Here is a 12,627-nt window from a genome sequence, read left to right as displayed (position 1 = left end):
GCCGAAACGGCCACTCTAAGCCTGCAACGGCGTGCCCCGGTACGCCCCGGGCCGCAACCCGGTCCAGCGCCGGAACGCGCGATGGAACGCACCTGGCTCGGCAAAGCCAAGGTCGGCCGCGATTTCCGCCAGCGGACGGCTGGAATGGCTCAGCGCTTCGATGGCCAGATCGCGCCGCATCTCATCCTTCAGTTGCTGGTAAGTCCCGCCCTCCTCCATCAGCCGGCGCCGTAGCGACGATGACGACATGTGCACGTCGTGCGCCAGGCGGTCGAAGGTGGGCCACTGCTCCGGCGGCTGCGAGCGCAACTGGCGCCGCACGCGCGCCATGATGCTGGTGCGGTCGGTGTATTTCACCACCACGTTGTGCGGTGCGTCGCGCAGGAAGGCCTTGAGGCTACGCTCGTCCTGGTGCACCGGCTGGTCCAGCCAGGCCGCGTCGAACACCAGCGCCGTGGCCGGCTGGCCGAACGCCAGGCGGCGCGAGTACATCAGGCGGTACTCGGCGCTATAGGCCGGCTCCGGATAGCTGAACGCCGCCAGCAGCACGGGCACCCGCCGGCGCAGCAGCCAGCTCATCAGCCCGTGCAGCATGATCAGCATGGTCTCCTGCGCGAACACGCTCGGCGGCTGGCTTGAGGTGGCCGTGAGCACCAGCGCAGCCCGTCCGCGCTTGCCAGCGCCGGGCTCACCGCCCACGCCTTCGCGCTCCAGCCGCACGCCGATATCATCCAGCAGCAAGCCGAAATAACGCACCACCCTCTCCAGCCCCTGCGCCAGCGTCTTGCTGCCCACGATGGCGTGGCACAGCATGGCAAAGCTGCCGCACTTCATGCGGCGCGAGTCCTGGCCAAAGAATTCATCGTCCAGCGCGGCGGCCACCTCCATCCACAGCGCGCTATAGCTTGCCGCTGACACACGCGCCTGCGGCACCGCCAGCAGCGCGGGCACGATGCCCGCCGCCTGCAGCACCGGCTCCGGCGCGATGCCGCGCGCGCGCAAGCCCGCGATGGCGTGATGCACGAAGCAGATGGCGACACTGTGTTTTTCCATGGAAAGGCAAGGATCGGGAACGGATGGCTTGCTGGCCCAGGCTTGCCGGCAGTGGCAAACGAGTTCAGCAAGGTTGGCGGATTCTGGCATAGGAGCGCCTCGCCTGTCTTCCTACACTTGCTGCCAACACTCCCGCCCAGTGCGGGCCACCAGACCGCCAGCCTAACCCGGATCGCGTGCCCCCACGCCAATCCCGGCCCAACCCGAGCCGCCATGCACCACGAATTCAGCGAACAGCAAGCCATGATCCGCGACACCGCTCGCGCCTTCGCCAGCGAGCGCCTGGCGCCCTGCGCCGCCGAGTGGGACCGTGCCGGCCAGTTGCCGCCGGAGGTGGTGGCGGAGATGGGCGCGCTCGGGCTGCTCGGCATGATCGTGCCGGAGGAATGGGGCGGCACGTATACCGACTACATCGCCTACGCGCTGGCCATCGAGGAAATCGCCGCAGGCTGCGCCGCCTGCGCCACCCTGATGAGCGTGCACAACTCGGTGGGCTGCGGCCCGATCCTGCACTACGGCACGCAGGCGCAAAAAGAGCGCTACCTGCCGCGCCTGGCCAGCGGCGAGATCATCGGCGCGTTCTGCCTGACCGAGCCGCAGGCCGGCTCGGAAGCGCACAACCTGCGCACCAGGGCGGGCGCCACGGACAATGGCTGGGTGCTGTCCGGCAGCAAGCAGTTCGTCACCAACGGGCAACGCGCAGGCGTGGCCATCGTGTTTGCCGCTACCGAGCCGGCACAAGGCAAGCGCGGGCTGTCGGCCTTCGTGGTGCCCACCGATACGCCCGGCTTCTCGGTGCACACACCCGAGCGCAAGATGGGCATCCGCGCCTCCGACACCTGCGCCATCACGCTGGACGACTGCCACGTGCCGCACGACGCGCTGCTCGGCGAACCCGGCGAGGGACTGCGCATTGCCCTGTCAAACCTGGAGGGCGGGCGCATCGGCATTGCCGCGCAAGCACTCGGCATCGCCCGCTCGGCCTTTGAGGCCGCCTGCCGCTACGCTGCCGAGCGTGTGCAGTTTGGCCGCCCGCTGCGCGAGCATGCGCCCATTGCCAACATGCTGGCCGACATGGCCACCGAGCTCAACGCGGCACGCCTGCTGGTGCACCGCGCCGCGCATATGCGCACGGCCGGCCAGCCCTGCCTGTCGGAAGCCTCGCAGGCCAAGCTCTATGCCTCCGAACTGGCCGAGCGCGTGTGCTCCAAGGCGCTGCAGATCCATGGCGGCTACGGCTACCTGGAAGACTACCCGGTCGAGCGCCATTACCGCGACGCCCGCATTACGCAGATCTACGAAGGCACCAGTGAGATCCAGCGCATGCTGATCGCCCGCACCCTTTGAGCCGATTGCCCGACGGCTTTCCCAACGACTTGCCCTACCACTTTCCTGTCTTGCACCACCCACACTGAGAACCGACGGAGACCACCCCATGAGTGCCCAAAACCCCAACGCCGCCGTGCCCATCGTCAAGCTGTTGATCAACGGCGAGTGGGTGGAGTCCGCTGCCACCGAATTCCGCCCCGTGGTCAATCCGGCCACCCAGCAGGTGCTGGCGCAGGTGCCGCTGGCCACCGCGGCCGAGGTCAATGCCGCCGTGGGCGCCGCGCACCGCGCCTTTGCCACGTGGCGCCACACGCCGCTGGGCGCGCGCCTGCGCATCATGCTCAAGTACCAGGCGCTGATCCGCGAGCACAGCAAGCGCATCGCCGCCATCCTCACCGCCGAGCAAGGCAAGACCCTGGCCGACGCCGAAGGCGACATCTTCCGCGGGCTTGAGGTCGTGGAACACGCGTGCTCGATCGGCACGCTGCAGCAAGGCGGCTTTGCCGAGAACGTGGCCGCCACGGTCGATACCTACACCCTGCAGCAGCCGATTGGCGTGTGCGCCGGCATCACGCCGTTCAACTTCCCGGCCATGATCCCGCTGTGGATGTTCCCCATGGCGATCGTGTGCGGCAACACCTTCGTGCTCAAGCCATCGGAGCAAGACCCGCTGTCCACCATGGAACTGGTCAAGCTGGCCATCGAGGCCGGCGTGCCCGCCGGCGTGCTCAACGTGGTCCATGGCGCGCGCGAGGTGGTGGACGCGCTGTGCACGCACCCGGACATCAAGGCGGTTTCCTTTGTCGGCTCCACCGCCGTGGGCACCCACGTCTACAACCTCGCCGGCGCGCACGGCAAGCGCGTGCAATCGATGATGGGCGCCAAGAACCACGCCGTGGTGCTGCCCGACGCGCACCGCGAGCACACGCTCAACGCGCTGGCCGGCGCAGCCTTCGGCGCCGCCGGCCAGCGCTGCATGGCGACTTCGGTAGCCGTGCTGGTGGGCGCCGCGCGCGAATGGCTGCCCGAACTCGTGGCCAAGGCCGCCACGCTCAAGGTCGGCGCCGGCAACGAGCCCGGCACCGACGTATGCCCGGTAGTCTCCGTCGCCGCCAAGCAGCGCGTGCTCGGCCTGATCGAAGCCGGCGAACGCGAAGGCGCAACGCTGGCGCTCGATGGCCGCAACGTGCAGGTAGCCGGCTACCCGGAAGGCAACTTCATCGGCCCTACCGTGTTTGCCGATGTCACCACCGAGATGTCTATCTACACCCAGGAGATCTTCGGCCCGGTGCTGGTAGTGATCGGCGTAGACACCCTCGACGAAGCCATCGCCCTGGTCAACCGCAACCCCTTCGGCAACGGCACCGGCGTATTCACGCAAAGCGGCGCTGCCGCCCGCAAGTTCCAGAGCGAGATCGACGTCGGCCAGGTCGGCATCAACATCCCCATCCCGGTACCCGTGCCCTACTTCAGCTTCACCGGCTCACGCGGCTCCAAGCTCGGCGACCTCGGCCCCTATGGCAAGCAAGTGGTGCAGTTCTATACGCAGACGAAGACCGTCACGGCAAGGTGGTTTGACGACGCAACGGTAAACGACGGGGTGAATACGACGATCAGCCTGCGCTGACCGGCACGCATCGCCTTCGGCCAGCGCCCGCCCTCTCCCCCGCTCCTCTCCCACAAGTGGGAGAGGAGAGCCAACCAGCGGCAAGATCAACCCATTGTTGTAGCCGTGTGAAGCGCCCGAAGGGCGGGCCACACCCCAACGCGATGCGAAGCGAGCCGTCAAGGTTCACCTAGGCCGTATGGGGCGCCTTCTTTGCCTACTTTCTTGGCAAGACAAGAAAGTAGGTCGCCGCCCCGCAGGGGTGGTGAAACTGCAGTTGAATTTCATGCTGAACTTAAGCAGTTGCAGTCGCCACAACCACCAACCACCAACCACCAACCACCAACCACCAACCACCAACCACCAACCACCAACCACCAACCACCAACCACCGAACACCAATAGCAAGGACCCAACATGCACATAGCCTTCATCGGCCTAGGCAACATGGGCGCCCCCATGGCCCGCAACCTGCTCAAGGCAGGCCACACCCTGACCGTTTTCGACCTCAACCCCACCGCCCTGTCAGCCCTGCAAGCCGACGGCGCAGCCGTAGCCCCCTCCGCCCGCAAGGGCGCCGCCGAAGCCGACTTCGTCATCACCATGCTGCCGGCCGCCACGCACGTCCGCGCCACCTACCTCGGCCCGGAAGGCGTCCTTGCCGGCGTACGGCCCGGCGTACCGCTCGTGGACTCCAGCACCATCGACCCGGCCACCATCCGCGCACTGGCCGCCGAGGCCAACCAGCAAGGCAACCCGATTGCCGACGCCCCCGTCTCCGGCGGCACCGGTGGCGCGCAAGCTGGCACGCTGACGTTCATGGTCGGCGCCGAACCAACCCTGTTCGAACAACTGAAACCTGTGCTGTCCGGCATGGGCCGCAACATCGTCCATTGCGGCGACACCGGCACGGGACAGGTCGCCAAGATCTGCAACAACCTGATCCTCGGCATCTCCATGATCGGCGTATCGGAAGCCATGGCGCTCGGCGTCAAGCTGGGCATCGACGCCGGCGTGCTGGCCGGGATCGTCAACACCTCCACCGGCCGTTGCTGGGCCGCCGACACCTGCAACCCCTACCCGGGCGTGATCGAGACCGCGCCGGCCTCGCGCGGCTACAGCGGCGGCTTTGGCGCGGACCTGATGCTCAAGGACCTGGGCCTGGCCACGGATGCTGCCCGCAGCGTGCGGCAACCGCTGTTCCTCGGGGCACTGGCCCAGCAGATCTATCAGGCGGTGAGCCAGGCCGGCGACGGACAGCTCGACTTCTCGGGCGTGATCCGCCAGTACCTGGCACAAGAGGAGCGGCAAGCATGATCGAGCACGTCATCGACGGGCATATCGCCCGCCTCACCCTCAAGCGCCCGCCCGCCAATGCGTTCAATGCCGAGGGGCTGGCACAGTTGCAGCAACTAGTGGCCACGCTGAATGCGGACACGCGCGTGCGCGCCATCGTGATCACCGGCGACGGCAGCCGCTTCTTCAGCGCCGGCGCCGACCTCAATGGTTTTGCCGACGGCGATCGCGCTCATGCGCGGCTGATGGCGCAACGCTTCGGCGCCGCCTTCGAGGCGCTGCAAAACGCACGCCCCCTGGTGATCGCGGCGATCAACGGCTATGCCATGGGCGGCGGGCTGGAATGCGCGCTGGCCTGCGACGTGCGCATTGCCGAGGAACAGGCCCAGATGGCGCTGCCGGAAGCTGGCGTCGGCCTGCTGCCGTGTGGCTGCGGCACGCAAACCCTGCCCTGGCTGGTGGGCGAGGGTTGGGCCAAGCGCATGATCCTGGCCAACGAGCGCATCGATGCCGCCACCGCGCTGCGCATCGGGCTGGTGGAAGAGATGGTGCCCACGGGCCAGGCGCTGGACGCGGCGCTGCGCCTGGCCGAGCGCGCCAGCAATGTGAGCCCGCGCGCGGCTGCCTACAGCAAGCAGCTGGTGCACCTGGCGCGCCAGGGCGTGCCGCGCGGCCCGGCGCTGGCGCTGGAGCGCGAGCGCTTTGTCGACCTGTTCGACGGCGAGGACCAGCGCGAAGGCGTCAACGCCTTCCTGCAAAAACGTGCGCCGCAATGGCGCAATGCCTAGGAGCCACGCCATGCGCCTGAACCCGAACGATGCCGCCCAGGAACGCCCCGCAGCCGCACCAAGCGCGGAAGCCGAGGTGCGCTTCGATGAGATCAACGGCATCGGCCTGATCACGCTCAACCGGCCGCGCCAGCTGAACGCCTTGTCCTACCCGATGATCGGCCTGGTCGATGCGCAGCTTGCCGCCTGGGCCGCGCGCGACGACATCGCCGCGGTGGTGCTGCGCGGCGCGGGCCCCAAGGCGTTCTGCGCCGGCGGCGACATCCGCGCGCTGTACGACAGCTTCCACGCGGGTACGGCGCTGCATCGCCAGTTCTTCGTGGACGAGTACCAGCTCGACTATCGCCTGCACTGCTACCCCAAGCCGGTCGTGGCGCTGATGGACGGCATTGTCATGGGCGGCGGCATGGGCCTGGCGCAGGCCGCGCACCTGCGCGTGGTTACCGAGCGCTCGCGCGTGGCCATGCCGGAGACCGGCATTGGCCTGGTGCCCGATGTGGGCGCGAGCCATTTCTTGTCGAAGCTGCCGCTGGCCCTGGCGCTCTATGTCGGGCTGACGGGCGTGACGCTTGGCGCTGCCGATACGCTGCTGTGCAAGCTGGCCGACATCGCCGTGCCTGCCGCAAGCCTGGAGCACTTCGAGCAGACGCTGGCAGCCATCACCTGGACAGGCGACGTGCTGGCGGACCTGCGCGCCGCGTTGCAGGCAACGCCTGCCGCCAGCGCGCCGGCGGCGCCGCTGCAGTCGGTGCTGCCTGCCGTGCTGCGGCATTTCCGGGCAGACGCCAGCGTGGCCGGCCTGCTCGAAAGCCTGGCCGCGGAATCCGACCCGGCCTATGCCGACTGGGCCGCGCGCACGCTTGAGATCCTGCGCGGGCGATCGCCGCTGATGATGGCGGTCACGCAGGAATTGCTGCTGCGCGGCCGCGACCTGGATCTTGCCGATTGTTTCCGCATGGAGCTCGGCGTGGTGTCACACGCGTTCACGCAGGGCGATTTCATCGAGGGGGTGCGCGCGCTGATCGTCGACAAGGACAATGCGCCGCGCTGGCGCGTGAATGATGCGAGCGAGGTCAGCGAGGCCGTGGTGCAGTCGTTCTTCGACAGCGCATGGCCGCGTGAGTCCCACCCGCTGGCCATGCTTGGCCGATCAGGGCAAGCCTGATGGTTGCACGCCGGCATGGCGCCGGCGTGTGGTCACGTGCATGCGAATAAAACCACGCACTTAGTCCTTGGGCTTCAGCGCGTGGCCATGCGGCTGGTGCTCGTCCACCGGCACCTTCACCAGCCCGTCCGCGCGGAACATTGCCTTGATGCCGCGCACCGCCTGGCGGATGCGCGCTTCGTTCTCGATCAGGGCGAAGCGCACGTATTCGTCGCCATAGTCGCCAAAGCCGATACCGGGCGAGACGCAGACCTTGGCCTTGGCCAGCAGTTGCTTGGAGAACTCCAGCGAGCCCAGCGCGCGATACGGCTCGGGGATGCGCGCCCAGATATACATCGACGCCTTGGGAATCTCCACCGGCCAGCCGGATTCGATCAACCCGCGCGCCAGCACGTCGCGGCGTGTCTGGTAGTGCGCGGCGATCTCCTTCACGCATTGCTGGTCGCCTTCCAGCGCGGCAATGGCGGCCACCTGCAGCGGGGTAAACGTGCCGTAATCGTGATAGCTCTTCATGCGCGTGAGCGCGGCCACCAGATCCGGGTTACCCACCATGAAGCCGATGCGCCAGCCTGCCATGTTGTAGCTCTTGGACAGCGTGAAGAACTCCACGGCAATGTCTTTCGCCCCTTCCACCTGCATGATCGACGGCGCCTTCCAGCCATCGAACACGATGTCGGCATAGGCAAGGTCGTGCACCACGAAGATATCGTGCTTGCGCGCCAGCGCGATCACGCGCTCGAAAAAGTCCAGCTCCACGCATTGCGCGGTGGGATTCGACGGAAAGCCCAGCACGATCATCTTCGGCTTGGGATAGCTGCCGCGAATGGCGCGCTCCATCTCGGCGAAGAAGTCCACGCCCGGCACCAGCGGCACGGAGCGGATATCGGCCCCGGCAATCACCGCGCCATAGATATGGATGGGGTAGCTCGGGTCGGGCACCAGCACGGTGTCGCCGCGATCGAGCGTGGCCAGCATCAGGTGGGCCAGCCCTTCCTTGGAGCCGATGGTGACAATGGCCTCGGTGTCCGGATCGATCTCGACGTCGTAGCGCTCGCGATACCAGTGCGAGATGGCGCGGCGCAGTCGCGGGATGCCCTTGGAGGCGGAGTAGCCGTGGGTGTCGGGGCGCTGCGCGGCTTCGGTCAGCTTGGCAACGATGTGCGGCGGCGTGGCGCCGTCCGGGTTGCCCATGCTCATGTCGATGATGTCTTCGCCACGGCGGCGCGCCGCCATTTTCAGCTCGGCGGTGATATTGAAGACGTACGGGGGAAGACGATCGATACGCGCGAAGCGGCGCTTGCCTGCGGAGGCTGACATGGATTTTCCTTGAACGTAAGCGCCCGGAACCGTCCGAGCGACGCTGCCAGCCGTTGGTGCGGCTGACCGGAAAGATCTTAGCGGCGAATACCGGCCGCGTCTACGGCTTTTGCAAGCTGGGCGGCGGCACCGCTACGCGCCGGGCACGCCGGCCGTGCGGATCAGGGCATCGATCTCGCTTTCGTTCCACACGCGCACGCCGGCCTCGGCCAGAAACGCCGCGGCCACGCCCTGGCCCGGGCGCAGCACGCCGCCAAACGAGCCATCGTAGTGCTCGTGATTACCGCATGAGGGGCTCAAGGCCTTGAGCAGCGCGTGCCCGCATTGACGCTGCCGGGCGATGGCCAGTGCGTCGCGAGCGCCTGCCACGAACGGCGCGGTCACATCGGCACCGGTGGCATCGCGCACGATGGCCGCGCCGGCCAGCACCTGCGCGCCGCTGCCGCCGACGATCTCGGCCGGTGGGCGCGGCGTCGGCAAGCCCCCCATGGACTCCGGGCAGACCGGAATCAGTTCGAAATGCCGCGCCAGCATGGCCAGCGTGGCGTCGGGCTGGGCCTTGGCCTGGCCGTCATAGCGCACGGGCTGGCCTAGCAGGCAGGCGCTGACAAGAAGGGGCGGCCGGGTGAGAGATGTTTGCGGCATGGCGATGAGCGAGAGAAGGTGTCGGACAGTGCCGAACAGTGCTGAACAGTGTTGAAGGTCGGGATGGTCGATGCATCCGGCGCCGGACTTACTGCAACGCGTTCTCGCCGACCTTGCGGACCACCGCATCGTCGGGCCCAAGCAACCGGCCATCCTCGGCACGCACCTCGAGCGGCCGCACGGGCTTGCCAGCCTTGCTGTCCACCAGCACGGAATGCGGCTCACCAGGGGCATAGAAGAACGCTTCGCCCCACTGCCGCAAGCCCACCACCACCGGGAACAGCGCGCGCCCTTTCGGCGTCAGCACGTATTCCTGGTAGGCGCTGCCGTCGGAGGCCGGCACCTGTTCCAGGATGCCGTGCGCGAGCAGCGTGCGCAGCCGGCCGGCAAGGATGTTCTTTGCCAGGCCAAGGCTGCGCTGGAACTCGCCAAAGCGCCGCAAGCCATCGAAGGCATCGCGCACGATCAGCAGCGACCACCAGTCGCCGATCACGTCGAGCGAGCGGGCCACGGGACATGCGGCGCCTTCCAGGCTGGTTCGCCGGACCATAGTGCAACTCCGTTTCACTCGCCAGATGCGGCGCGCCGCGGAATGCGGCGCTAATGGCGAGGCGGTTGCATTGTAAAACCAGTTGATCCGGCCTTCAAGGCTTGCACTGCCCCCGGCATGCGCCGCTCAGTCGTCGATGTTCTCGTGCACGGCTGCGGCACCGGCCTTCCAGTAGCTGGCCGCGCGGATGCGGCCCTTCTCGATGCCGCGCTCACCCACCAGGTACTGACGCACGGCGCGAATCGACGCGGCCTCGCCAGCCGCCCAGACATAGCCTTCGCCGCGCGGCAACGTGACCTCGCGCAAGGCTTGTTCCAGCAGCCCGGCGGCGCAATCTGCCGGTGCGCTGTCGCGGTGCTGCCAGTGGATCTCCACGTCGGCGCGGCTGGGCAGCGGGATTTCGGCGGCGGCGTTGTCCACCGCCAGCACCACCAGCGCGCGCACGCCGGACGGCAGTTCCTCAAGGCGGCGGCCGATGGCAGGCAGCGCGGTTTCGTCGCCTACCAGCAGGTGCCAGTCGAAGCCCTCGGGAATCACGAACGACCCACGCGGGCCGCCCACGCCCAGATACTGGCCGGGCGCAGCCTGCGCGGCCCAGGTCGAGGCAGGGCCATCGCCATGCAGCACGAACTCGATATCGAGCTCGCCGGCGGCGGCATCGTAACGGCGCGGCGTGTAGTCGCGCGCGGCGGGCTTGGGCTGGCCTTCGGGAAACACAGGGCCATTGGGGCCAAGCTCCGGCAACGCGGGCTTGCTTTGCCCCGGTGCGGGGAAGAACACCTTGATGTGGTCGTCGAAAGACGCGGAGACAAAGCCCTTCAGGTCTTCGCCAGCCAGCGTCACGCGCAGCAGTTGCGGCGACACCGCCTGGGTACGCACCACTTGCAGCAAGCGCATCTTGAGTTCATGGCGAACGCGTTGCACGGTGAGATCACGAGTAGTCATGGATTTCCTGGTTGGCGGGAATGAGGGGAATGAGGCATACGGAATGTGGAGTGTCGGGATGCGGGTCAGCATTAGGCACCCTGGCCGCCCTGGCCGGCGTTGATCTCGGCGGTTGCCCGCGCCAGGATGGCGGCGATGCGGCGCTGCTCGTCCGGCGTGGCATCGGTGCGCAGCAGCAGCGCCCGCTTGAGCGCCACGCGCGCCTCGACGAACTCGGGCAGCCAGCCGCCCGCGGCTTCACGCTCGTCGGCGGCTACGCCCGCCGCACCCGGCTCGGCGGCTTCGCCCGACAGCGCGCGCCGCACCCACTCCATCTTGCGCGCCACGTGCTTGAGCTTGTTGAGCATCAGGGCCAGCCGCTCACGGTTGGCGTCGAGATGGGCCAGGCCCGGCCCCGCCAGCTGATAGCGCTTTTTGTTGCCCTCGGTGTCCACCGTGGCGTAGCCAAGTTCTTCGAGGAAGGTCAGGGCCGGATAGACCATGCCCGGGCTGGGCTTGTAGAAGCCGTTGGTGCGGGCCTCCAGCGCCTTGATCAGCTCATAGCCATGGCTGGGCTTCTCTTCCAGCAAGGACAGCAGCATGAGTTGAAGATCGTCCGAGCTGAACTTGCGGCCACGCCGCCAGCTATCGCCGTCGCCGTCGAAGCCATCGCCGCCGCCACCAAAGAAGCCGCCGGGGCCACCGCCGTGGTGGTGGTGGCGGCCAATGGCTTGGCGGCCATGGTGCGAGGAATGGGACGAAAAGTGGGAAGACAGATGGGCAAGCATGTGATGGCTAAGCCTGCCCAGAAGGGGGTGGTGACGCATCGTCGCAGCTCCTACGTATCGAAAAACATATCTTAAGATATATATCGTAAGTAAGGATGTCAAGACGAGATTTGTAGGCGAGACCGGGGGAATCGCAGACGGCCGGCTGCGTCATCGCGACAAATCCAGATACTGCCTTCCGACTCGATGCGTCGGCGACTGCTGGGTTGTCGGACGCGATCACATCGGCAGGCAGGCAGGCAAAAGAATCGCCGCATCACGTTCCACGGGCAGGTGTCAGTGATGCTGGCTTCACTGCTCTCCTCCAGGCTCGTGACCAGAGGCGTTTTGGGCCCTCAATGGGCTGGTCTATTCGCGATACGGATCGAATGCCATGCACGCTAGACGTGGTAACGCCATTTTCCCTAGCCATCGGCCAAGCAGGTAACTCCCTCCATAAGCTCGCCTATCGCAGCGCGTGGCACAAAGTGCCACTGGCCGAATTCGGCATCGAACAACGCGAACTGGTTACATGGGATTCTCAGTTCTTGGTTCAGGGGCCTTTGACGTGCCAATGAAGCCTGCTCGCGCCTTGTCTTTCTTAGTTTCCAGCCCGGATTTCTGCCAGCGCCTTCTCCAGCATCTTCAGATCCGGCGGGTTCTTCTGTCCCCCCTTGGAACCTAACCATCTATGCACGGGATTTTTGGGGCCACTGCTGAGTCGGTTGCCTTCCTCTGTTATCTGGCTTGCCATGATCTGCCGTTTAACCACCTGACCTTGCTCGTCGGTGACACGACATGTAAGCAAACCCTCGGTCTCCATAAACTTGAACAACGCCTCCATACCCGCTCTCACGGTCTCGACTAGGTCAGGGACGTTGGCGTACGCCGCCACCAACTCATCAATGTCCCAGACCGAATAATCTTTTGCCATCATTCAATTCTCTCCATTTTCGACATACCGTTGACGGGCGTGGCGGGTCTTGGCTGGCACCTGCATAAACCGCCCGTCGGTCCCGGTGGCCAGGAACGCGGCTTCGACCAGCATTTCGTCCGGCCGCGCCAGCGGCACGAGCATGTGCGTCGTGGAACCAAAGATCTCCCATTGTTCACTCAGAGCCAATCCGAGAAAGATCTGGGTAGCGTGCATCCCAATTCAGCCTCAGCAGCACGGATAGCATCTATTG

The 12,627-nt window shown here is 66.6% G+C and carries 13 protein-coding genes; 5 read left to right on the top strand and 8 right to left on the bottom strand.

Annotated features, from left to right (window positions below; genetic code table 11):
- Positions 1-15: 15 nt before the first annotated feature.
- Entirely contained in the window at positions 16-1,053 is a 1,038-nt protein-coding gene (locus AC1DQR_RS01370; protein WP_416052445.1) for an AraC family transcriptional regulator, read from the bottom strand.
- Positions 1,054-1,266: 213 nt separating this feature from the next.
- Here AC1DQR_RS01370 and AC1DQR_RS01365 point away from each other — a divergent pair, with 213 nt between their 5' ends.
- From AC1DQR_RS01365 to AC1DQR_RS01345, 5 genes are all read left to right on the top strand, one after another.
- A complete protein-coding gene (locus tag AC1DQR_RS01365) occupies positions 1,267-2,400 on the top strand; it encodes an acyl-CoA dehydrogenase family protein (RefSeq protein ID WP_477132365.1) in 1,134 nt (377 codons plus the stop codon).
- A gap of 88 nt (positions 2,401-2,488) precedes the next feature.
- Complete coding sequence (locus tag AC1DQR_RS01360) at positions 2,489-4,009, top strand: CoA-acylating methylmalonate-semialdehyde dehydrogenase (protein WP_416052444.1); 1,521 nt, start codon at positions 2,489-2,491, stop codon at positions 4,007-4,009.
- A 396-nt stretch (positions 4,010-4,405) separates the two neighbouring features.
- The gene (gene mmsB, locus AC1DQR_RS01355; protein ID WP_477132364.1) at positions 4,406-5,305 is read left to right on the top strand and encodes a 3-hydroxyisobutyrate dehydrogenase; all 900 of its coding nucleotides are present in this window, start codon (positions 4,406-4,408) and stop codon (positions 5,303-5,305) included.
- A complete protein-coding gene (locus AC1DQR_RS01350; RefSeq protein WP_043354937.1) occupies positions 5,302-6,072 on the top strand; it encodes an enoyl-CoA hydratase in 771 nt (256 codons plus the stop codon). The genes mmsB and AC1DQR_RS01350 overlap by 4 nt, the downstream gene beginning before the upstream one ends.
- A 10-nt stretch (positions 6,073-6,082) precedes the next feature.
- Positions 6,083-7,237 (top strand): enoyl-CoA hydratase/isomerase family protein, encoded by a 1,155-nt coding sequence (locus tag AC1DQR_RS01345; protein ID WP_416052442.1) that lies wholly within the window; start codon positions 6,083-6,085, stop codon positions 7,235-7,237.
- A 60-nt stretch (positions 7,238-7,297) separates the two neighbouring features.
- Here AC1DQR_RS01345 and alaC read toward each other — a convergent pair whose 3' ends face one another.
- The 7 genes from alaC to AC1DQR_RS01310 form a co-directional block, all read right to left on the bottom strand.
- A complete protein-coding gene (gene alaC / locus AC1DQR_RS01340) occupies positions 7,298-8,554 on the bottom strand; it encodes an alanine transaminase (RefSeq protein WP_416052441.1) in 1,257 nt (418 codons plus the stop codon).
- A 132-nt stretch (positions 8,555-8,686) separates the two neighbouring features.
- Positions 8,687-9,199 (bottom strand): 2-thiouracil desulfurase family protein, encoded by a 513-nt coding sequence (locus tag AC1DQR_RS01335; protein WP_416052440.1) that lies wholly within the window; start codon positions 9,197-9,199, stop codon positions 8,687-8,689.
- Between the two features lie 88 nt (positions 9,200-9,287).
- Positions 9,288-9,749 carry a winged helix-turn-helix transcriptional regulator gene (locus AC1DQR_RS01330; protein ID WP_416052439.1) on the bottom strand — a complete coding sequence of 154 codons (462 nt, stop codon included), beginning with the start codon at positions 9,747-9,749 and terminating at the stop codon, positions 9,288-9,290.
- Between the two features lie 126 nt (positions 9,750-9,875).
- Positions 9,876-10,694 carry a siderophore-interacting protein gene (locus AC1DQR_RS01325; RefSeq protein ID WP_477132363.1) on the bottom strand — a complete coding sequence of 273 codons (819 nt, stop codon included), beginning with the start codon at positions 10,692-10,694 and terminating at the stop codon, positions 9,876-9,878.
- Positions 10,695-10,765: 71 nt separating this feature from the next.
- A complete protein-coding gene (locus AC1DQR_RS01320) occupies positions 10,766-11,401 on the bottom strand; it encodes a PadR family transcriptional regulator (protein WP_477132444.1) in 636 nt (211 codons plus the stop codon).
- 640 nt (positions 11,402-12,041) lie between these two features.
- Positions 12,042-12,377 carry a hypothetical protein gene (locus tag AC1DQR_RS01315; protein WP_416052437.1) on the bottom strand — a complete coding sequence of 112 codons (336 nt, stop codon included), beginning with the start codon at positions 12,375-12,377 and terminating at the stop codon, positions 12,042-12,044.
- Positions 12,378-12,590: a hypothetical protein gene (locus AC1DQR_RS01310; RefSeq protein WP_416052436.1), complete on the bottom strand. Its 213-nt coding sequence runs from the start codon at positions 12,588-12,590 to the stop codon at positions 12,378-12,380.
- Positions 12,591-12,627 lie beyond the last annotated feature (37 nt).

It is taken from the genome of Cupriavidus sp. 05L411 (assembly GCF_056398045.1).
Note: the sequence above shows the minus strand (reverse complement) of the source record. Positions and strands in the feature narration are given on the sequence as shown.